The following is a 21,095-nucleotide window of genomic DNA, read 5'->3' on the forward strand; positions in this document are numbered from 1 at the left end:
CCGTAGAGTGGCCCCATGAAACTGGAGATAGCCGTTGTCAGTGCGCTGGGGGCCGGCGTTGCCGCTTCGGAAGGCGCCGACCGTGTTGAGCTGTGCAGCAGCTTGGAGCTGGGCGGAGTCACGCCCAGCCAGGGGCTGATGGAAGCGTCCGTCGAGCACGTGGACGGACGCCTGGAGATCCATCCGCTCATCCGGTGCCGACCCGGCGATTTCCACTACTCCGCCTCGGACCTGGACACCATGGCTCGGGAGATCCGCGGCCTGCTGGCCCAGGGAGCGCACGGTGTGGTCCTCGGAGCACTCACGGCCGGCGGCGAGGTGGACGTCCACGCCACCGGGCTGCTGGTCGACGCCGCGCGGGAGGCCAACCCTGAGGCGCAACTGACCTTCCACCGTGCGATCGACCAAGGCAGCGATCCTCTGGCCGCGCTGGAACAACTGCTGGAACTTGGCTTCACCCGCGTGCTCACCTCCGGCCACGCGGCCACAGCCGGGGCCGGCGTCGAAACGCTGGCGCGGATGGTGCAGCGCGCCGGCGGGGACCTGGAGATCATGGCCGGAGGAGGACTCGCGCTGGCGGACATTCCCGCCATGCACCAGGCAGGAGTCGATGCCGTCCACCTGTCGGCCAAGAAGATGGTGTCCACCTTGACCGCCGGCGCCATCGCGCTGGGAGGCCAGGACGGTGCTGACCCGACCGCGTATATGGTCACCGACCGTGAGACGGTCCGTGCCGCGCGGGCTGCCAGCCGCTAAAAAGCGTCCGGGCTCCGTCTAGGAATTGGAGGATCCGTTCCTGTTGTCGGTGAGGTCCGCATGGAGCTGCTGGATCCGTGCGTTGATGTCGTCCCGAAGCAGGCGCATACGCTCCATGCCTTCAATGCCGCGCTCGGAGGGCTCGTCGGTTGCCCAGACCTCAAAACGCTTCCCGGCCGGGGGATCAAGCTTTGCCTCGCTGCCGAGGACGATTACGGCGTCCACGAGGTTCAGCACGTCATCGGTGACCGGCTTCGGATGTTCCCCGGTGATGTCGATCCCCAGCTCCGTCAGGGAGTCCACGGCCTCGCTGTTCAGGGATGCGCCTGGCTTGGTGCCGGCCGAGTACACGGTCACGGCGCCCCCGGCGAGGCCACGCATGAGGCCGGCGGCGAGCTGGGACTTGCCGCCGTTCTTGCTGCAGACAAAGAGGACTGCGGGGTGTTCCTGTGTCATGGGAGTGTGCTTCCTTCGTGAGGGAGGAGACCAGGACCTTGGTCCTGTCGTGGCGGGCTGTGCTTGGTGGGGTGGCTAATTCTCGCCCGAGCGGCCGTGGGCCAGCCCCGTGGGGAAGCCGATGAGCACAGGTTCCGGCGCGGAACAGCAGCCGGCTTTCTCCGACACAACGTCGGCGCCTGCGGGGGCGTCGCAGCTGCTGCCGGCGTCGGTGGAGCAGACTCCGGTTTCCGGCAGTTCCAGCTGCACCGTGTCGGCCGCGGCCTGGTCGCCGGCAAGGGCTGCGGCCACGGAACGGACCTGTTCGTAGCCCGTAGCCAGGAGGAACGTCGGTGCGCGTCCGTAGGATTTCATGCCGACGATGTAGAAGTCCTTCTCCGGGTGGCCGAGCAGCCTGGCGCCATGCGGCGGAACGGTGCCGCAGGAATGGAACTCCGGGTCAATCAACGGGCCCAGCTCCGTCGGGGCCTCGACGGCGGGGTCGAGGTTGAGGCGGAGTTCGCGCAGCATCTCCAGATCTGGCCGGAATCCGGTGCAGGGCACAACGACGTCGATCTCCAGGGTGCGTCCGTCGGCGGATTCGACGCCAACATGCGTGTCCAAGGTCTTGAGCGAAGAGATCCCGAAGCCGGTGTGCAGTTCGATGGTTCCGGCCCCCACCAGGCGGCGCAGCCGTGCTCCGAGCTGGCCGCGGGCGGGCAGGCCGTCGGCGTCCCCGCCGCCATAGACCTTGTCCGCGGTGGCTCCGCGCACTGCCCACACGATCGAGGTTCCGGGCTCCTCCTTGGCAAGGTCCGCCAGGTTGATCAGGGTATTTGCTGCCGAGTGTCCGGCTCCCACAACAAGAACACGGCGGCCGGCGAAAGCGGCGCGGTCACGCCCAACAACGTCAGGCAGCGGCGAGGAAATCCGCTCTGCAGCGGTGTTCTCGCCGATGGCGGGCAGTCCGGAGGTACCGAGCGGGTTGCGGGTGGACCAGGTGCCGGAAGCATCGATGACGGCGGCCACGGTGTGGTCGCGGACCTCTCCACCATGGTGTTCAACCCGGACGATGAAGGGCGTGGTGTCGCGGTCACGCACATGGGTCTTGTCCAAGCCCCGTCGGGTGACCGCGATGACGCGGGCGCCGGTCTGGAGCCGGGAGGCGATCTCCGGCGTCGCGGCCAGGGGCGCCAGGTAATTGTCGACGAGTTCCCCGCCATACGGCAGTGCCGTGAGGCGCGGGGCTTCCCAGCCGGTGGCGTCGAGCAGGCGGACGGCCGCGGCGTCGAGGTTGAACCGCCACGGCGAGAACAGCCGGATGTGGCGCCATTGCTCGATGGCGGCGCCCGCCGTCGGGCCTGCTTCAAAGATCAGCGGTTGCAGCCCGCGCTCCAGCAGGTGCGCCGCGGCGGCCAGGCCCACCGGCCCGGCGCCGATCACGGCGACGGGAAGGTTCAACGATTCCATGGTGTGCTCCCTAGAAGTGGGTGGGCTCTTCCACCAGCGCCGTGGCGATGCTGTCCGCGTCGTCCAGGGCAGCCAGGTAGCGTTCGGCGTCCAGGGCCGCGGCGCAGCCGGTGCCGGCGGCGGTGATGGCCTGGCGGTAGCGGTGGTCCACGGCGTCGCCGCAGGCGAAGACCCCGGTGAGGTTGGTGACCGTGGTGGGCGAGTCGACCTTGATGTACCCCTCGGCGTCCAGTTCCACCTGGCCGGCCACGAGTTCGGTGCGCGGCAGGTGACCGATGGCCACGAAGATGCCGGTGGCGGCCTGTTGGCGGCTTTCGCCGGTGCGGGTGTCCGTGAGCGTCACGCCGGTGACCTTGGCGTCGCCGTGGATGGCCGTGATGGCCGAGTTCCAGGCGAAGCTGATCTTGGGGTTGTCCTTGGCACGCTGGGCCATAATCCGGGAGGCCCGGAGTTCGTCCTTGCGCACGACGACGGTCACGGACTTCCCGAAGCGCGTCAGGAAGATGGCCTCCTCCATGGCGGAGTCGCCGCCGCCCACCACGATGATGTCCTGTTCGCGGAAGAAGAAGCCGTCGCAGGTGGCGCACCAGGACAGGCCGTGTCCGCTGAGCTTCTTTTCCTCGGGCAGCCCGAGCTCCTTGTAGGCGGAGCCGGTGGCGAGGATGACAGCCGGGGCCTCGTGGGTCTCGCCGGCGCCGGTGACCACACGCTTGAGGTGACCTTTCAGATCCACTTCAGTGACGTCGTCGAACACTATACGGGCGCCGAACCTCTCGGCCTGCTCCTGCAAGCCGTCCATGAGCTCCGGGCCCTGGATGCCGGCCGGGAAGCCCGGGAAGTTTTCCACCTCGGTGGTGTTCATCAGGGCGCCGCCGGCCGTGACCGAACCGGCCAGGACCAGCGGGTTCAGGCCCGCGCGGGCGGCGTAGATCGCCGCCGTGTAGCCGGCGGGGCCGGATCCGATGATGATCAGCTGTTCGGTGTGGACGTCGGTGCTCACGAGGTTCTCTCCTGGTGCTCGAAAATGCGAAGCGGTCTACTTGGCGGCCGGGATCAAGGAATCAATCAGGCCCTCAATGCGGGTCTTGATCTCGTCGCGGATGGGGCGGACGGCGTTCACGCCCTGGCCGGCCGGGTCTTCCAGCACCCAGTCTTCGTAGCGCTTGCCGGGGAAGTAAGGGCACTCGTCGCCGCAGCCCATGGTGATGACGACGTCGGATTCCTTGACGGCCTCGGTGGTCAGGACCTTGGGGATCTCGGCGGACATGTCGATGCCCAGTTCCGCCATGGCCTCGACGGCGGCCGGGTTGACTTTGTCCGCGGGCTGCGAGCCGGCGGAGCGGACTTCGATGGCCCCGTCCGACAGGGTGGTCAGGAAGGCGGCGGCCATCTGGGAACGGCCGGCGTTGTGGACGCAGACGAAGAGGACGGAGGGCTTCTTGCTGGCTTCTGCGGTCATCGGGTTTCTCCTGGGATCGGCTGGATGGGTCTGGTTGACGTCGTTGTACCGCACCACTGCTGCGTCGATATATATTGATGGTTATCGATGCACCGAGTATCGGACGATAGATTGATGATTGTCAATATTTACTTTCAGGCGCGATGGGTCGGGGCTGGACTGCTGGCCTAGGCGGCGTGCAGGCGTGGTGCGAGGTCGGTGATGCGGTGGGCGATGTCGGTGAAGGCGACCTCGAAGGCTTCCGCGGTGTCCAGCCGGAGGGGGTCCGGGACGGACCAGTGGATGCCGTGCAGGCCGGGCAGTTCCTCGTGGGCGTTGTCGCACACGGTGACAATGAAATCCCCGTCTGTCATCACGTCATCCAGCTGGCGCGGGCTCAGGCCGGCCAGGTCGATGCCGTGACGGCGGGCGACATCCACGGCCCCCTGGGCGATGCGGTCCGCGGGGTGCGTCCCGGCTGAGGCCGAGGGGATGGGGCTGGCCTGCCGCCAGAGAGCTGTCGCGAGCTGGGACCGGGCGCTGTTGCGCGTGCAGACGAACAGGATGCGGCGCACTCCGTGCCCTGCTCCCGGCGTCAGCCCCTCCAGTGCTCCGTCGGCGAGGCGGACGTAGCTGCGGCGCCTGTCGGCTTCCGAGCGGTGGCGCGTGGCCAGCCCGGCGTCCTCAAGTGCGCGCAGATGGTGGGACAGCAGATTGGAAGGCATCCCCAGCCTGGCCTGCAGCTCCGTGGGGGACAGCTCGCCCAGGGTCAGCAGGTCCACGATGCGCAGCCGCGCAGGATCGGCGAGGGCGCCATGCTTGGCGGCCCGCGCCCGAACGGCATCAACTGACTCAATATTCATTGATTCAATTTTGACTGAGTTACTTTCCTCGGTCAAGCTGGTTCCCATGACTTCACACCAGCCGCCGTTGTGGCGCCGCGCCGTGGCCGAACTGCTCGGCACCTGCCTGCTTGTTTCCATCGTGGTCGGCTCCGGGATCGCCGCGCAGCAGCTTTCCCCGAACGACGTCGGCCTGCAGCTGTTGCAGAACAGCACCGCCACGGTGCTGGGCTTGACGGTGCTGATCTTGGTGTTCGGTCCCGTCAGTGGCGCGCACTTCAACCCGGCGGTCTCGATCGTTGACTGGATCCTGGGCAGGAGCAGCGGCACCGGGCTGACTCTGCCGGAACTTGGCACCTATGTGGTGGCGCAGACCGCGGGCGCGATTGGCGGCAGTGTTCTTGCGAACGCGATGTTTGACATGGGTACCTCCATTTCGGTCAAGGACCGCGACACCGCCGGGCACCTGCTCGCCGAGGTCGTCGCCACCGCGGGGCTCATCCTTCTGATTTTCGCCCTGGCCGCCACCAACCGGGGTGTCCTCGCTGCTCCGGCGGTGGGAGCCTATATCGGGGCAGCGTACTGGTTTACATCCTCCACCTCCTTCGCCAACCCCGCCGTGACGGTTGGCCGCATTTTCAGCGACACCTTCGCGGGCATCGGGCCGGCATCCGTTCCCGGTTTCGTTCTGGCGCAGCTGATCGGCGCGGCAGTGGGCGTTGGCCTTCTTGTGCTGTTGTTCCCGGCGGTATCGCGGACGGCTGACGATGTGGTGGTCCCGCACCCCTTGGAGAAGGCATGATCCTGAGTGTCGGGCATGAGCTGCCCAGCCTCGGCTGAAGGGGCATGCGGGTCTATATATTGATGATGGTCAATGTTCAGGCATAATGGGTGCATGAATGCACTGCCCATCCTCGAGCCGGTCATGGATCAAGCGTGCTGCGATCCGGTGGCGGAGCCGGCCTTGGGCGCTGAAGAGGCAAAGCAGAAGGCCTTGGTCTTCAAGGCCCTGGCAGACCCCAACCGGCTGCGGCTGCTGTCCATCGTCAAGGCCGAATCCTCGGGTGAGTGCTGCGTCTGCGACCTCACTGAACCCCTGGACCTTGGCCAGCCCACTGTCTCCCACCACCTGAAGATCCTGGTGGACGCCGGTCTCCTGCACCGCGAAAAGCGCGGCACCTGGGCGTACTACTCCCTTGTGCCCGGCGCCCTGGATGAGGTTGCCGGCATCCTGGCGAAGCTGTGACGCTTACGGTGCTCCTGAGGAGCATGGAGCCCTCTGATTGGCCGGCCGTCCGGCGGATCTATCAGGAGGGCATCGATGCCGGGCACGCCACCTTCGAATCCTCAGCCCCTGACTGGGCGTCCTTTGACCGGTCGAAGCTGCCCGCCCACCGCCACGTCGCAACAGCGGACGATGGGACCATAGTCGGCTGGGCCGCCGTATCGCCCGTATCCTCTCGGCCCGCCTATTCCGGAGTGGTGGAGCACTCCATCTATGTCGCCTCCGAAGCCCATGGACGTGGAGTCGGCAGGGCGCTGCTGCAGGCACTCGTCAGCTCCACGGAGAAGGCTGGAATCTGGACAATCCAAGCAAGCGTGTTCCCTGAAAACGGACCCAGCCTTGGCCTTCACGAAGCTGCGGGGTTCACGGTCGTCGGGCGAAGGAGCCGCATCGCGCGCATGCCACGCGGCCCCTTCGCCGGACAGTGGCGGGACACCATCCTCATCGAACGCCGCATGGAGCCCTGAGCTGGCGCCTCCCCGCAATCTCTCCCATCACGCTTCGCAATAGCCCTTTACGCGGGCCTCTTGGACCTCGATGATTGAAGGATTCACCACATCGGTGAACACGCCCTCACGAGCTACCTTCAGGAGCCCCAGCGATGCCGCTGAACCCGCCGGCCCAAGCAGCCGGAATTGTCCATGCCACCATCAGTCAAGGGCACCCGGAGGTGGAGTGCGGAGTGGGCAGCTGGGACAAGTTGCTCTACGGGAACCACCGCTTTGTGGTGGAGGTGCCTGTGGTGGAGGTGCCCGCGGCGGAGGACACCGCGGTGGAGGACACCGCGCCAGGAGCCGCTCCGGCCCACCGCGTACTGCTCCCATGGCGCCGGCAGGACGCCGATCCCGCCGGCGTGGAGCTGATCGTGGTCTCGGCGCGAACCAGCGCGCGTGTGCGCAACGTGCTGGTGGAGCGCGCCGACCGGAAATCGGGCGACGTTTTGTTCGAAGCCGTGGACGGGCCGGGGCTCTACTACGTCTACTACCTGCCCTACGCCATGCTCGGCAAGGCCCACTACCCGCAGGCGCAGTACCTGCCGCGGCGGCACAGCGCCGAAGCTGCGTGGACGGCCGCCGTCGAGCATTCCGTCTGGGGGCCGGCCCGGCCGGAACTGCCGCGGGCGACGGTCCTTCGCTACGAGGCCGCCAGTCAGCGGGACTCCTTCGCCCCCATGAACTTCACGGCCAGCAGCGACGAACTCGATCGGCTGCACGCAAACCACTCCGGTGAGGCGTTCCTGCTGTTCCCGGAGGACCGGCTGAATCCCGTTTCCATGCGGGACGCCGTGCCGGCGCACTGGGCCATCAACGGTCCACGCGATGAGTTCCGGGCCACCGCCCAGCCCGGCGAGGACTACGTGGTGCAGCTGGGTCTCTACGCGCTGCAGGATCTCGACGGCGTCACGGTGGATGTGAGCGGCGGGGAGGAGCGCAGCGGCGCCGAATCAGGCCACTGCATCAACACCCACGGCACGGACCGGCTGGGGCGCCCGCTGCGCCGCACGCTCGGCGTCGCCAATGGCTCGGTCCAGGCCTTGTTCACCGTCCTGCCCATCCCCGTGGAAGCGGCCGGGACCACCGCCCATGCCAGCATCACCGTCACCGCGGCCGGCCATGATCCCTGCACGGTGGACGTCACCCTGGACGTCCTTCCGCTTGAGGACGCCGACCCGGAGATCGTGTCCGGCGGATTCGGCGACCCCCGCTGCCTGCGTCGCCTCGCCTGGCTGGACTCGGCCGTGGCCCAGGACCGCGAACTCGTCGCCCCCTTCACGGCGGTAACCTTCGACGCGCAGGAACGCACCCTGGGCATCCTCGGCCGGACGGTGCGGCTGGCGCCGTCGGGCCTTCCCGCCCAGCTGAGCTCCACGTTCACGTCAGCCGTCACCGGAACGGACGGCCCCGCCGTCGAGCTGCTGGCCGCCCCCATGGAACTGGAGCTCGACGCCGGTGCGGAGCCAGGCTGGAGTTACTCGCCGCTGGAATTCAGCATCGATGGCCCGGCCCAGGTGTCGTGGACGTGCCGCTGGACGGCCACCGGGACGGCCGGCGGCAGTGGGCTGTCGCTGGAGCTCCGGGGTGGGCTGGAGGCCGACGGCGCCTGTACCTTCGCGCTCAAGCTCACCGCGGGCGGGACGGCAGTTGCGCTGTACGACGCCGGGCTGGCGCTCGATTTTCACGAGGCCGCGGTTCCGCTGGCCATGGGCTTGGGCGTTCCCGGCGGCCGCAGGCCCGGCACCCTCGACTGGCGCTGGGACGTCGCCACGCGCAACCAGGACGCGCTGTGGCTGGGCGGGGTCAACGCCGGCGTGCAGCTCGCCCTGCGCGACGCCACTTACGAACGGCCGCTGAACACCAACTTCTACCGGGAAAAGCCCCTGCAGGAGCCGGCGTCGTGGGCCAACCGCCAGGACGGTGGTGTCCGCGGCGGCGTTTCCCTCCGCACTGAGTCAAACACCGTCAGCCTCCGCGCCTTCAGCGGCGCCCGCACACTGGCCGCGGGGGAGAGCCTGGACTTCGACTTCCGCCTGCTGCTGACCCCCTTCAAACCCATCGAGCCCGGCAAGCACCTGGCCAAGCGCTACTTCCACGCCCCGGCTGCGCCGGAGCAGATCGCCGCAGCCGGCGCCACCGTGGTCAACGTCCACCACGCCACCGCCCCGGCCCCCTACATCAACGATCCCCTGCTGACCACGGAATCACTCGCCGAGTATACGGCCGAGGCGCACCGGCACGGACTCACCGCCAAGATCTACAACACCGTCCGCGAACTGACCTTCCACAGCCCCGAGCTGCTGCCCCTGCTGTCCCTGGGCCACGAAATCTTCAGCGACGGTCCCGGCCTGGGCCACATCTGGCTGCGGGAACACGCGGGAAGCGGCTACGTCTCGGCCTGGTTCGCCCCCAATGTGGAGGACATCGCCGTGGTGACCACGGGGGAGTCGCGCTGGGAGAACTTCTACGTCAGGAGCCTGCAGGAGCTGGCGCATGGCACGGGACCGCATGGGACCGGGGCCGGCGGGGACAACACCGGCATCGACGGCATCTACCTGGACGACATCGCCTACGACCGCCACGCCATGCTCCGCGTCCGCAAGGTCCTGGAACGGAACTGCCACTCGGGCGCCCCGGAAATCGATCTCCACTCGGCGAACCAGTTCACGGCCCACGATGGCTTCGCGTCCTCGGCCAACCTCTACATGGAACAGCTGCCGTACGTGGACCGGCTGTGGTTCGGCGAGTACTTCGACTACGACAACACGCCGCCCGAATACTGGCTCGTGGAGCTCTCGGGCATCCCGTTCGGGCTGATGGGCGAGATGCTCGAGGGCGGCGGCAACCCCTGGCGCGGCATGGTGTTCGGCATGACCGGCCGGGCCCCTGCAGTGGACAACCGTCCCCTGTGGCAGTTCTGGGCCGACGCCGGGCTGGAGCAGGCCGAGATGATCGGGGACTGGGCCGCCGACGCCCCGGTCCGTACCAGCCACCCGCAGGTCCTGGCCACCACGTGGCTGACGAACTCCGGACTCGTGGTGGCGGTGGCCTCCTGGGCCGAGGAGACTGTGGACGTGACGTTGATGTTCGACGGCGGCCCGGCCGTTTCCGCGAACGCGGCACCTTCCGCAGCGCCCGCCCCTGTAACGGGGCTCGCCGACGCCCACGCATTTTCCGCCGCTCCGGTCACCGCGCCCGGGATCGACGGCTTCCAGACGGCCGCCAGCTACGCGCCTGGCCAGCCCATCACCATCGACCCGAAGCGCGGACTCCTGCTGATGATCGGAAACCACCATGCCTGAAACACGCCCGCCTGAATCAACGCCGTCTGAATCCACCCTCACCGTCACCACCATCAGCCTGAGCATGGCGGAGCTCGGCCCAGAGAACCCGCTCCCGGTGGTGGCGGCCGAACTCAACCAGCCCTACACCATTGGCGACGGCGTCCCCGAGGAATTGCAGGCTGCGGCCCGCTACGGCCAGGTGCCCAACATGTTCCCGTACCGCATGCAGGACGGCTACACGCGGGAGGCGGCGCCCCGGGAGGTGGCCGCCGTCGTGCTCGAAAACAGCAAGCTGCGCGCCGTCATCCTGCCCGGCCTCGGCGGCAGGCTCTGGGAACTGTTCGACAAGGCCACAGGCAAGCAGCTCCTGCACACCCACGGCGCCCCGCAGCTGGCCAACATCGCGCTGCGCAAGGCCTGGTTCGCGGGCGGCCTCGAATGGAACATCGGCACGCGGGGGCACTCGCCCAGCACCTGCGATCCGCTCCACGCCGCCATCGTCCGCACCTCCGACGGCCAGGAAATCCTGCGGATGTGGGAGTTTGAACGGCTCCGCGAGGTGGTGTTCCAGGTGGACATGTGGCTGCCCGCGGACTCGGACGTGCTGTATGCGGCCATGCGTATCCGCAACCCGAACAGCCACGACGTCCCCATGTACTGGTGGAGCAACGCCGCCATCCCGGAAACACCGCGCACCCGCGTCATCGCCCCCGCGGACGAGGCCTTCGGCAGCGACTACGCCACGGACATCACGCGTGTCCGGCCCACGGATTACGAAGGGATCGACGGCACCTGGCCGGTCCGCAGCCCGCATGCCGCGGACTTCTTCTTCGACATCGACCCGGCGGAGCAGCGCTGGGTAGTGGCGGCCGACGACGACGGCGACGGGCTGGCGATGCTGTCCACCAGCCGGCTGCGGGGCAAGAAGCTGTTCGTGTGGGGACAGGGCCAGGGCGGGCAGCGCTGGCAGGAATGGCTCAGCCCCGGCGCCGGGCCCTACGCCGAGATCCAGGCCGGGCTGGCACGGACCCAGTTCGAGCACCTCGCCCTGCCTGCCGGGGAACACTGGAGCTGGGTGGAGGCCTACGGCAACGGCCGGCTGGATCCGGAGACCTCCCACGGCACGGACTGGGACGCCGCGGTGGCCCACGCCGGCGCCCGCCTCGAGGAGCTGCTGCCGAACGAGCGGCTGGAGGCCCTGCTGCCGGCCGCCGTCCGCAATGCGGACGCGCCGCCGTCGACGATGCTCGGCCTGGGCAGCGGCTGGGGTGCCGTGGAGAAGGCCCGACGCCGGCGCAACGGCAGCGCGTGGGTGGACGAAAGCGGCACGCCCTTCGCCGAGGACAGCGTGGGCGCGGAGCAGCGGCCGTGGCTGGAGCTGCTCGCGGGGCAGGACTTCGGCGGAGCAGCAAGCTTCGTCGCGGGCGCCGACTGGGAGGAACTCCTCTCCGCCGCCGGCACCAACCCGGAGGCGCGGTTCCACTTGGGCACCATGAAGCATGCACGCCAGGACCTCGCGGAGGCCATCGCCGGCTACCGTGAAATCCTGCAGGACACGGCGGTAAGACCGGCCACGCAGGCGCTGGCCCGCCGGGGCCTCGCCCTGGCACTCTTCGCCACGAACGAGGACGCTGAGGGCCTCCCCGAATTGGCCGCCGCCTGCCGGCTCGAGCCCGCCAGCATCCCCCTGCTCACCGAGGCCATGACGCTCAGCATCCGGCACGGGAACCCGGCCCAGGCGCTGGAACTGGCAGGCCGGGCACCCGAGGGGAGTGCCGCCGTCGGGCGTTTCCGTTTCCTGACGGCACTGGCGCTCGCCAGGAGCGGACGTGTTCCGGAAGCGGCCCGGATCCTGCGCGACGGCGTGGAAATCCCGGACCTGCTCGAAGGCGAGGACGCCCTCTCGGCGCTGTGGCAGGAGGTGTGCCCGGACGAGCCGGTGCCGGCCCGGTACCAGTTCGGAATGCACTAGCGGGGGCCGCGATCCGCGGGGGTGCCGAGGCCCTGCAAACCATGTAAGTTGGCAGGGTGACTCCCGCAGCTAAGCCCGCCCCTGACCGCGCCATCGGCATCTCCAAAGAGATCGAAGATGCGGCGTGGTTTGTGCTGGGCCCGGCGCTGCAGGGCAAGCCCTCGGCCCTTGACGGAGCCACCCTCACCTGGACGGCTGATTCGGCCGCTGAGCTGCTGGAACGCCTGGACCGCGAGGTGGAGGACACCAAGGCGCCCATGATGACCAAGCTGCGGCAGAACCTTGAGGGCGCCTCGCGCGAGGCCAAGCTGCTGGCGGTCGAGCTGCTCTTCCTGCAGTCGCTGCCGTTGGCGCACGAGGTCAAGTCGCTCAAGGTCAAGCGCGCCCGGGTGGCCGAGGCAGCGTCCTGGCTGGAGCCGGAACTTGAACTGCCCGGCGAACTCTACGAGGGCATGACGGACCACGGCGTCATCCGGGACCGCACCGCGGAATTCAACTGGACCATCTGGGACCACCTGAAGTGGCTCTGCCGCTTCGTGGCGCACGTGGACGGGCAGAGCACGGCGGCCATCAACAAGGCCCTCAGGGATCCGCTGAAGTTCCACGACCTTGCCGCCGGAACCCCGGATGACCAGCCGGCCATCCGCCGCAGCATCGAATACCTGGCCTGGCCCAGCTACTTCGAACCCGTGGTGGCCGACGTTGAACGCCAGGAAATCCGGGACGCCTTCGCCTCCCTGGTGGGCGGGGCCAACGGCGAAACCGACGAGGACATCACGGCGGACATCCACCGCATCCGCCTGCACCTGGACGAACAGGCCGGGCAGCGCATCGACTGGTACGCCCGCCAGCTGGTCAGCCAGTGGCGCAAAGTGGGCGACCCCGGGCGACGCTCCTGGCTGCTGCGCACCCACCACGACAATGCCGAGCTCCTGGCCGCCTGGCAGGGCGAGGAAAAGGCAACGCTCGACGTCGAACACCTCCGCTCGCTGGCCGCCGGCGTCACCGCCGGGGTGGTCCAGCACGCCGTGGACGAGGACTACAAGCACCTCGGCTATGTTGAGCGCGAAGACACCAAGACCGCCGTTTTCGCCTTCCTCACCGTCATGAAGCCCGGCGACCTGACCCTGTTCCAGCACTCGGGCACCGTCCGTGTGGGCGTGGTGCTGGGCGAACCCGAGCACAATGAGGACAACCGCCGCATCCGCCGCAAGGTGCGCTGGTTCGAGGAGAGCTATGCCATCGCCGAGCTCCCGCGCCACGTGCAGCGGCAGCTGTCCACGCCCGGCATCCTGGTGGACGTCACCCGCGTCATCCAGGCACTCCTTCCGCTGCTCCCGGCCGAGGCCGAAGCGGACGGCGAGGAAGACGCCGCCCCGGCCGCCGTCGTCGAGCCCGTCCCGGAAGGCTTCCGCCCGCTGACGGAAGAATTCGCGGCCTCCCTGCACATGGAGCTGGAACCGCTCAAGGAAATCGCGGAACTGCTCGAAGAGAACCGCCAGCTGGTCCTGTACGGTCCGCCCGGCACGGGCAAGACCTACCTCGCCAAGCACCTCGCCGCCGAACTCGCGGGCGACAGCACGGACGAACGCGTGAAGCTGGTGCAGTTCCACCCCTCGTACGCGTACGAGGACTTCTTTGAAGGCTTCCGCCCGGACAAGACCGACGACGGCCAGGTGTCCTTCAAGCTCGTCGCCGGGCCGCTGCGGCGCCTCGCCGAGGAAGCCGCCAAGCCGGAAAACGCGCACAAGCCGTACTTCCTCATCATCGACGAGATGAACCGCGCCAACCTGGCCAAGGTGTTCGGTGAGCTGTACTTCCTGCTCGAATACCGGGACGACCGCATCTACCTGCAGTACAGCCCCAACGAGCCCTTCAGCCTGCCGGACAACCTCTACATCATCGGCACCATGAACACGGCGGACCGCTCCATCGCCATGATGGACGCCGCCATCCGCCGCCGCTTCGCGTTCATCGAACTGCACCCCAAGGTGGAGCCGATCCGAGGCACGCTGCGGCGCTTCCTCGAGGCCCGCGGCCTGGATTCCCTCAACGCCGAGCTGCTCGATGCGCTGAACGACGCCATCGATGACTGGGACCGGGACCTGATGATCGGGCCGTCCTACTTCATGAAGAAGGCCGCCCAGAACCCGGCCGGGCTGCGCCGGATCTGGAAGTACGAGCTCATGCCGCTCCTGGAGGAGCACTACCACGGGCAGCTGAACCGGGCGCAGTTGGAGGAACGCTTCGGCCTGGACCAGCTGCTGGGACGCCTTGCGGTCCGCTAAAGCCGTTCCGCCCCGGCCGGGCCGCCAGCCCACAGTTGGCCGGCACATCGTCATGGACGAGCTGTCCCGCGGCGTGGTGGACAAGCTCGATCCCGAGTCCGCCGCTTTCGTGAACGCGAGCGGGCTGGCGAAAGCCTCGCCCATGGGCATGGGCCTGTACCGGATCGAACCCGTCGGCAAGGTGGGCTCCGTGCGGACGCCCACGGTGCAGCTGGAGGTCCGGCCGAAGGACCGCCTTGGCCTGAGCCGGCTGCTGTTCCTGCTCAGCTACGCCGGAGAGCAGGGCTTCCGCGACGACTCGGTGGCCGCCGTGGAGCACCCGGATCTGTGGAGTGCGCTGGCGGAATCCCTGGCCCAGCTGGCCGAGCGGGCCCTCAGCCGCGGCGTCCTGCAGGGCTACCTCACCGTGGACGAATCCCTGCGCACGGTCAAGGGCCGCATCCGCATCTCCGATCAGATCTCCCGCCGCCCCGGCATGATGGTGCCGCTGGAGGTCTCGTACGACGAATTCACGGAGGACATCGCGGAAAACCGGATCCTCCGGGCAGCACTCGAACGCATGGGCCACGTCCCGCGCGTCCGGGCCGACGTTCTGAGCCGCCTGCGGCAGCTCAAGGGAAAGCTCGACGCCGTCACCCGACTCCAGTCCGGCGCGCCCCTGCCGCCGTGGCGGGCCAGCCGGATGAACCTGCGCTACCACGCGGTGCTGCGGCTGGCCGAGGTGATCCTGCGGAATTCCTCGGCCGAGGCCGGCGAGGGCAAGCAGCAGACGGCGGCATTCGTGGTGGACATGGCGGAGGTCTTTGAACAGTTCGTGGGCACCGCCCTGCGCGAGGCCATGGCCGCCCACCCGGGGGAGACCCGGCTGCAGTACGGGGCACTCCTCAACGAGGCTGTGCGCGATTCCGACCGCCTCACCGTGCGCCCGGACGCCGTGCATTTCCTGGGCGGCCGGCCCGTGGTGGTGTACGACTCCAAGTACCAGGCGGCCACGGACGCCGGGGCCTCGCTCAACGCGGACCACTACCAACTGCTGGCCTACTGCACGGCCCTGCAGGTTCCCACGGCCTGGCTGGTCTACGCAGGATCCGGCGAGATGAAGCTGCGGCGCATCCTGAACACGGACATCGACATCGTCGAATACCCGCTGGACCTGTCCCGGCCGCCGTCGGAGATCCTGGCCGCCGTGGCGGACCTCGCCGAGCAGTCCTGGGGCGACGTGGTGCGCCAGGCGCGGGAGCAGCCGGCCCGTTCATAGCCGCTCTTTCCATAGCCACGGCTGCGGTGGAGGTCTAGCCTGAAGATGCACGCTATTGCAGATGGAGGCACCATGGGCCGCAAAAAATCGTGGCGCGACATGAGCCGCGGACAACGCATCTCCGTCCTGGCCAGCGGAGTGGTGAACCTGGCGTTGCTGGTGGCCGCGCAGCGCAGCATCGCCAAGACCCCGGACGCCCAGATCCGTGGCAGGAAGGCAGTGTGGCGGGCCGTGTGCTTCATCAATTTGCTGGGGCCGCTGAGCTACTTCATCTTCGGCCGGCGCAGGGACGTTGTGTAGCGCCTAGCCGGTACGCGGGGCGCGCTCCGGCGCACGCCCGAGGAATTCCGTCAGCTGTTCCTCCAAGGCCGAGCGGTCCCGGAGCCCGCACTCCCACACGGTCAGGACCTCCCAGCCAGCCTGTTCGAGCTGGGCGTGCTGGGCCGCGTCCCGGTCGCGCGTGCGAGTCCGTTTGGCCTCCCAGAACCCGGCGTTGGCCGCCGGGGCATGCTGGCCCGCCTTGCAGTCGTGGAAGTGCCAGAAGCAGCCGTTCACGAAGATCACCTTGTGCCGGCCGGCGAAAACCAGGTCCGGGTGGCCGGGCAGTGTCCCGCCCCGGGCCTGGCCGTGGAGCCGGTAGCGGTACCCCTTGGCGTGCAGCAGCCGGCGGACCAACAACTCGGGCTTGGTGTCCTTGCCCCGGATCTTGGACATGTTCAGGCTGCGCTGTTCGGGCGTCAGCGTGTCCCGGCTCTCGCCCATGCCTCAAGTCTAGGCCCCTGCATCCAGGTGGATGTGGGGCTGCGCGTCTTCTCTTCGAAGCCGGAATCGGCTGTTAGCATTCGCCGATGGGTCGAGGAAAATTTCAGCGTGTGGTGGGCATTGTCATTGGGGCAACGGTTGGCGGGGCGGCAGCGCTGCTGTGGTTCGCCATCGCGTCAACAGGGACAGCCGGCGTCGAGGCCCGGGCCGAAGGCATCATTTTCGGGGTATGGCATGTGCTTTACGATTCAGAGGCCCCGGAACCGCGGGTGATTCTCGCGGCCGTTGCGTTTGCCCTCCTGCTGTCCGCCGGAGTGGCGTTGCTGGAGCGGCGCATTGCCAACAAATCGCGCCGCTCCGCGAATCCGGACACGCCGCTCGCGCCAAGGATTGTCATGGCGGAAACGCGCGGTGTGTACGCCGGCCCGGTGACGGTCACCGTGTTGATCCCCGCACACAACGAAGAAGCGTCGCTGCCGTCCACCATTGCTTCCCTGCTGGCCCAGTCCCACCCTCCCAAACGTGTCATCGTCGTGGCCGACAACTGCACCGACTCCACCGTTGCGCTGGCCCATCAGGCCGGCGTTGAGGTCTTCGAGTCGGCGGGCAACACCAAGAAGAAGGCCGGCGCCCTCAACCAGGCGCTGACCTGGCTGCTCCCCGGGCAGGGAGACAACGACGTCGTCATGGTCATGGACGCCGACACGAGACTCGACGACGGTTTCCTCGAGGCTGCGGTCTCGCGCCTGGGCAACGACAGGGCATTGATGGCCGTCGGCGGCCTCTTCTACGGGGAAGAGGGCCACGGGATCATCGGGCAGTTCCAGCGCAACGAGTACATCCGCTACACGCGCGAAATCGGACGCCGCCGTGGCCGCGTCTTTGTCCTGACCGGCACAGCCTCGATCTTCCGGCCCAAAGCCCTGCGCACTGTGGCGCAGAGCCGGGGTACATCGATTCCGGGAATCCCCGGTGACGTCTATGACACCGCATCGCTGACCGAGGACAACGAGCTGACGATTGCCCTGAAGTCCCTCGGCGGCCTCATGATTTCTCCAGCGCAGTGCACGGTCGTCACAGAGTTGATGCCGAATTTCCGCACCCTGTGGGCCCAACGCCTTCGCTGGCAGCGGGGAGCCCTGGAAAACCTGGGCGCCTACGGTGTCACACCCCAGACCCTGCGCTACTGGGCACAGCAGTTCGGTATTGGCTACGGAGTGATTGCGCTCAGTGCCTATTTCCTGCTCATCCTCCTGATGGCGTTGTCGCTGGAAACGTGGATTTGGTTCCCGTTCTGGCTGGGGCTTGGCCTGGTCTTCTCGATCGAACGCGTGGTTACGGTGTGGAAGGGCGGTTGGCGGGCACGCCTGCTGGCAGCCACGCTCTTCCCGGAGCTGCTCTTCGACATGTTCCTCAACGTGGTCTACGTGAAGGGCGTCATCGATATCTCCCTGGGCCGGCAGGCCAAGTGGAAGCATCTCGACCATGCAAAGTCCCACGAATTCTCGAAGGTGGCGTAACAATGACCAGTGCCATTCCCGCCTCGCTTCCTAGCGGCATCTTGTTTCCCGAGGAAGTCCTGCACTCAGAATGGTTCGCCGTTTTGGCCACCTTCGTTGCCATCAACACCCTGATGTACGCCGCACTGGCCGTCGCCAAAATCCTTCCGAAGGTGCACCCAAGTGCCTGGATCCGGACCCGGAACCAGCGCTCGGAGACCCGTAGCATCCACCCTGATGCGCTGGCCGTCACCAAGGACCGGGACGTCCTCCGCAGCCCACGGTGACCGTGCGCGGCGCCTGGAAGGACAGCAGCCGGATCCAAGCCGGTTCGTGGTCCCGCAGGCGGACGCTTGGGAGGGCGGCGGCAGTTTCCTGAACGACGACGGCGGCCTCCAGTTCAGCGAGTTTCGCACCGAGGCAGCGGTGGATGCCCGAGCCGAACGCCAGACCGTAGGCTGTCGGCCTCGCCCCTTCGCCGGCAGCGTCAGCGCCGCCGCCGGGGTTTCCGGGATCCCATGCGATGCCATGATTGCCGGTGAGCTCCAGCAGGATCTCTTCGCCGGCCTGGATCAGCTCGCCGTCCAGCACGGTGTCCTTGGCGGCCACCCGCCGCCAGGTGGGCACCGAGGATTCCGTCGCCAGCACGTGCCGGACCAGCTTGCGGGCCTTGTCCGCGGAGGCTGCTTCTGCCCAGGTGATGCCGCGGGAACCTTCGGCCAGGCGGAACAGCGTGGTGCTGATCAGCTGGGTGGTGGTTTCCTGGCCCGCGATCAACAGGAAGTAGCCCATTGAGCAGATTTCCGGGGTGCTCAGGCCATGCTGGGCGAGGGACTTGAACAGGTTACGCCCGGGGGCGTCCACCGATTCGAGCACCAGCTCCCGCAGCCAGCCGTAGAACTCGGCGGCGCTGTGGGCGAGCTCAAGCTGGCGATCGGCGTCGGGCCAGCCCCAGAACAGTTCCAGGGAGTCCATGCTCCACGCCTTCAGCTGCGGCAGGTCCCGCACCGGCAGGCCCAGCAGCTCGAGCATCACCACTGCGGGGGGATAGGCGGCCACCGCCTGGACCAGGTCCACGGTCCCGGCGGCGTCCAGTTCGCGGGCCGCGTCCACCGCGGCCTCCCGGGCGATCTGGCGGATGCGCGGCTCCGCGGCGGCCACCGTGGCGGGCGTGAAGAACGCGGCAACCACCTTGCGGATGCCCGCGTGCGAATCGGTATCGTTGCTGGCCAGCACAGGCGGGAGGGCGAACCGTGCCTTTTGGAGGATTCGCAGCGCCTGCCCGGACAGCGGCGTCACCGCAAGGAGCGCATTGGCCGGGCTGAAGTCCTCCGGGCGGTGCAGCACCTCGCGGACGGTGTCCGGATCGCGGAGCACCATGTACGGGCAGGTCTTGATGCCCGCGCTCATGCCGGCAGCCCGCTCAGCCACAGGGGCGCCTGTTCACGGAAGCGCTCCACCGGCAGCGCCGAGGCATCCTCCGGCAGGGCTCCGAGCAGCGGCGCGGCCCAGGACGCGATCGTCGCGTAGTTGCTGCGCTCCAGCTCTCCGGGGTGCTCCGGCCAGGTGCCCAGCACTACCCCCAGCACCGGGAGGTCCCGCCGCTCCAAGGCCTCCAGCGTCAGGGCGGTGTGGTTCAACGTGCCAAGCGACGGCCGCCCGACCACAGCAAAAGCAGCCCCGGACCCCAGCAGGATCCCCAGGTCGGCCAGCGTCCCGCCGTCGTGATCCAGTTCCACCAGCAGCCCGCCGGCGCCTTCCACCAGAACGTGGTCATGCGCGGCGGCGAGTTCGCCGATCCGCGCCGCGTGTGCCGCCAGCGCGGGAAGCTCCACCCCGTCCCGGGCTGCGGCCGGCACCGGGGCGAGCGGCTCCTGGAGCACCACGCCGGCCTCGGCGGTGAGCGGGGCCGCGAGCCGGGCGATTTCCGAGCAGTCCGAATCGCCGCCCGCGTTGCCGCTCTGGCAGGGCTTGTACACGGCCACCGAGCGGCCGCGGGACTGCAGGGTCTCAGCCAGGGCGGCGGCGGTGACCGTCTTTCCGACGCCGGTGTCCGTTCCGGTGACCAGGATGATGCGTGGCAGTCTCATGATGTTTCCTCCAGAATGCCGCGCAACGTTGCGCAGGCGTGGTCGATCTCGTGGGGTGTGAGGGTGGCGCGGGCGGTGAGGCGCAGGCGCGAGATGCCGTCGGGGACCGACGGCGGCCGGAAGCACCCCACGCGGACGCCCGCGGCGTGGGCGGCTTGGCTTGCGGCGAGCGCCGCCTCGGCGGACTGCATGGGGATGGACTGGACGGCGCCGGCTGCTTGGAAAGCGCCGGGGAGCTCGACGGCGGAGTGCCCGACGGCGGCCGGCCCGACGGCGGTGGCGAGCCGTGCCAGCGCTGGCGCCATTCCGCGGGCCAACAGTGCCGTGTGTTCGTGAACGGCCGCCGGGCGCCAGGGTTCCGTGCGGATGATCCGGACGGCCGTCAGGGCTGCCGCGGCCGATGCCGGCGCCAGGCCGGTATCGAAGATGAAGCTGCGGGCCCGGTTGACCAGGTGTTCGCGAAGCAGGCCCGAGCCGAGCACGGCGCCGCCCTGGCTGCCCAGGGCCTTGGACAGGGTGGCTGTCAGCACCACGTTCGGATGCCCGGCGAGCCCGGTTCCCGCCACGGCACCGTGCCCCTGCCATGCCCCAAGCCCGGCGACTCCCAGGCTGTGGGCTTCGTCCACCAGCAGCATGGCGTCGTGCTCCTCGGCCAGCGCCAGGAGGGCAGGCAGGGGAGCGGCGTCGCCCCACACGCTGTAGATGGACTCGACGGCGATGAGCGCACGGGGCTCATTCCGGCCCCCGGGCTGATGGGCACTGAGCAGCCGCGCGGCGCCGTCGACGTCGTTGTGCGTGAAGGTTTCCACCCGCGAACGGCTCAGCCGGAACCCGTCGATCAGCGAAGCGTGGCAGTGTTCGTCGGCCACGATCAGCGTTCCGGGGCCGCCGAGTGCGGCGGTAACGCCAAGGTTCGCCAGGTATCCGGAGGAGAACACCAGGCCCGCCTCCATGCCGGTGAGCCCCGCGAGTTCGTGCTCCAGTTCCAGGTGCAGTTCCGTGGTTCCGGCCACCAGCCGCGAGGACGTGGCCCCCGTGCCCCAGCGCCGGATGGCTTCGCCGGCGGCCTCGGCCAGACGGGGATCCGTTGCCAGGCCGAGGTAGTCGTTGCTTGCCAGGTCGACGGGGTGTTCGTCGGAGGAACGGGTGTGCGGGGTCCGGACCAGGCCACGGCGTTCGCGGACTGCGGCCTGCTGTTCCAGCCACCGTGTCATGGAGGTGC

General features: G+C 68.5%; 20 protein-coding genes. 11 read left to right on the forward strand and 9 right to left on the reverse strand.

The features are described 5' to 3' along the window. Positions 1–15: 15 nt before the first annotated feature. Entirely contained in the window at positions 16–756 is a 741-nt protein-coding gene (locus NVV90_RS04775; protein ID WP_258440045.1) for a copper homeostasis protein CutC, read from the forward strand. A gap of 18 nt (positions 757–774) precedes the next feature. Here NVV90_RS04775 and NVV90_RS04780 read toward each other — a convergent pair whose 3' ends face one another. The 5 genes from NVV90_RS04780 to NVV90_RS04800 form a co-directional block, all read right to left on the reverse strand. Further along, positions 775–1,212 (reverse strand): low molecular weight phosphatase family protein, encoded by a 438-nt coding sequence (locus NVV90_RS04780; protein ID WP_258440046.1) that lies wholly within the window; start codon positions 1,210–1,212, stop codon positions 775–777. Positions 1,213–1,287: 75 nt separating this feature from the next. Then, entirely contained in the window at positions 1,288–2,661 is a 1,374-nt protein-coding gene (locus tag NVV90_RS04785) for an NAD(P)-binding domain-containing protein (protein ID WP_258440048.1), read from the reverse strand. A gap of 10 nt (positions 2,662–2,671) precedes the next feature. Beyond that, the gene (trxB, locus tag NVV90_RS04790; protein ID WP_258440049.1) at positions 2,672–3,661 is read right to left on the reverse strand and encodes a thioredoxin-disulfide reductase; all 990 of its coding nucleotides are present in this window, start codon (positions 3,659–3,661) and stop codon (positions 2,672–2,674) included. A gap of 36 nt (positions 3,662–3,697) precedes the next feature. Further along, positions 3,698–4,120 (reverse strand): arsenate reductase ArsC, encoded by a 423-nt coding sequence (locus NVV90_RS04795; RefSeq protein WP_258440050.1) that lies wholly within the window; start codon positions 4,118–4,120, stop codon positions 3,698–3,700. Between the two features lie 167 nt (positions 4,121–4,287). Further along, on the reverse strand, positions 4,288–4,962 hold the full coding sequence (locus NVV90_RS04800) for a metalloregulator ArsR/SmtB family transcription factor (protein ID WP_258440051.1): 675 nt from the start codon (positions 4,960–4,962) through the stop codon (positions 4,288–4,290). 46 nt (positions 4,963–5,008) lie between these two features. Between NVV90_RS04800 and NVV90_RS04805 the strand changes: the two genes are divergently transcribed. The 8 genes from NVV90_RS04805 (at position 5,009) to NVV90_RS04840 (ending at position 15,822) form a co-directional block, all read left to right on the forward strand. Beyond that, positions 5,009–5,743 carry an MIP/aquaporin family protein gene (locus NVV90_RS04805; RefSeq protein WP_258440052.1) on the forward strand — a complete coding sequence of 245 codons (735 nt, stop codon included), beginning with the start codon at positions 5,009–5,011 and terminating at the stop codon, positions 5,741–5,743. 93 nt (positions 5,744–5,836) lie between these two features. Further along, entirely contained in the window at positions 5,837–6,187 is a 351-nt protein-coding gene (locus NVV90_RS04810; RefSeq protein WP_258440053.1) for a helix-turn-helix transcriptional regulator, read from the forward strand. A gap of 23 nt (positions 6,188–6,210) precedes the next feature. After that, a complete protein-coding gene (locus NVV90_RS04815) occupies positions 6,211–6,693 on the forward strand; it encodes a GNAT family N-acetyltransferase (protein WP_258440054.1) in 483 nt (160 codons plus the stop codon). A 134-nt stretch (positions 6,694–6,827) separates the two neighbouring features. Beyond that, positions 6,828–10,022: a glycoside hydrolase domain-containing protein gene (locus NVV90_RS04820; RefSeq protein WP_258440055.1), complete on the forward strand. Its 3,195-nt coding sequence runs from the start codon at positions 6,828–6,830 to the stop codon at positions 10,020–10,022. Continuing rightward, positions 10,015–11,976, forward strand: a complete 1,962-nt coding sequence (locus NVV90_RS04825; protein ID WP_258440056.1) for a DUF5107 domain-containing protein — start codon at positions 10,015–10,017, stop codon at positions 11,974–11,976. Before NVV90_RS04820 ends, NVV90_RS04825 begins: the two co-directional genes overlap by 8 nt. Positions 11,977–12,032: 56 nt before the next feature. Then, positions 12,033–14,264, forward strand: coding sequence for an McrB family protein (locus tag NVV90_RS04830; protein WP_258440057.1), 2,232 nt, complete (start codon positions 12,033–12,035; stop codon positions 14,262–14,264). Between the two features lie 52 nt (positions 14,265–14,316). Further along, positions 14,317–15,522: an McrC family protein gene (locus NVV90_RS04835; protein ID WP_258440058.1), complete on the forward strand. Its 1,206-nt coding sequence runs from the start codon at positions 14,317–14,319 to the stop codon at positions 15,520–15,522. Positions 15,523–15,594: 72 nt separating this feature from the next. Then, positions 15,595–15,822: a PLDc N-terminal domain-containing protein gene (locus NVV90_RS04840; protein ID WP_258440059.1), complete on the forward strand. Its 228-nt coding sequence runs from the start codon at positions 15,595–15,597 to the stop codon at positions 15,820–15,822. Positions 15,823–15,825: 3 nt separating this feature from the next. On the opposite strand, the gene NVV90_RS04845 is transcribed toward NVV90_RS04840, so the two are convergent. Further along, on the reverse strand, positions 15,826–16,284 hold the full coding sequence (locus NVV90_RS04845; protein ID WP_258440060.1) for a very short patch repair endonuclease: 459 nt from the start codon (positions 16,282–16,284) through the stop codon (positions 15,826–15,828). A gap of 110 nt (positions 16,285–16,394) precedes the next feature. On the opposite strand from NVV90_RS04845, the gene NVV90_RS04850 reads away from it, so the two are divergent. Together NVV90_RS04850 and NVV90_RS04855 are read left to right on the forward strand one after the other, a co-directional pair. Beyond that, complete coding sequence (locus NVV90_RS04850; RefSeq protein WP_258440061.1) at positions 16,395–17,804, forward strand: glycosyltransferase; 1,410 nt, start codon at positions 16,395–16,397, stop codon at positions 17,802–17,804. 2 nt (positions 17,805–17,806) lie between these two features. Continuing rightward, the gene (locus NVV90_RS04855) at positions 17,807–18,070 is read left to right on the forward strand and encodes a hypothetical protein (RefSeq protein WP_258440062.1); all 264 of its coding nucleotides are present in this window, start codon (positions 17,807–17,809) and stop codon (positions 18,068–18,070) included. On the opposite strand, the gene NVV90_RS04860 is transcribed toward NVV90_RS04855, so the two are convergent. The 3 genes from NVV90_RS04860 to NVV90_RS04870 are packed head-to-tail and all read right to left on the reverse strand — an operon-like array spanning position 18,033 to position 21,087. Further along, complete coding sequence (locus NVV90_RS04860) at positions 18,033–19,193, reverse strand: cytochrome P450 (RefSeq protein ID WP_258441074.1); 1,161 nt, start codon at positions 19,191–19,193, stop codon at positions 18,033–18,035. The two genes, NVV90_RS04855 and NVV90_RS04860, sit on opposite strands and share 38 nt — an antisense overlap. Then, positions 19,190–19,873, reverse strand: coding sequence for a dethiobiotin synthase (gene bioD, locus NVV90_RS04865; RefSeq protein WP_258440063.1), 684 nt, complete (start codon positions 19,871–19,873; stop codon positions 19,190–19,192). The genes NVV90_RS04860 and bioD overlap by 4 nt, the downstream gene beginning before the upstream one ends. Then, a complete protein-coding gene (locus NVV90_RS04870; protein WP_396125387.1) occupies positions 19,870–21,087 on the reverse strand; it encodes an 8-amino-7-oxononanoate synthase in 1,218 nt (405 codons plus the stop codon). The genes bioD and NVV90_RS04870 overlap by 4 nt, the downstream gene beginning before the upstream one ends. Positions 21,088–21,095: the final 8 nt, after the last annotated feature.

The organism is Arthrobacter sp. CJ23, assembly GCF_024741795.1.
GTDB lineage: Bacteria > Actinomycetota > Actinomycetes > Actinomycetales > Micrococcaceae > Arthrobacter.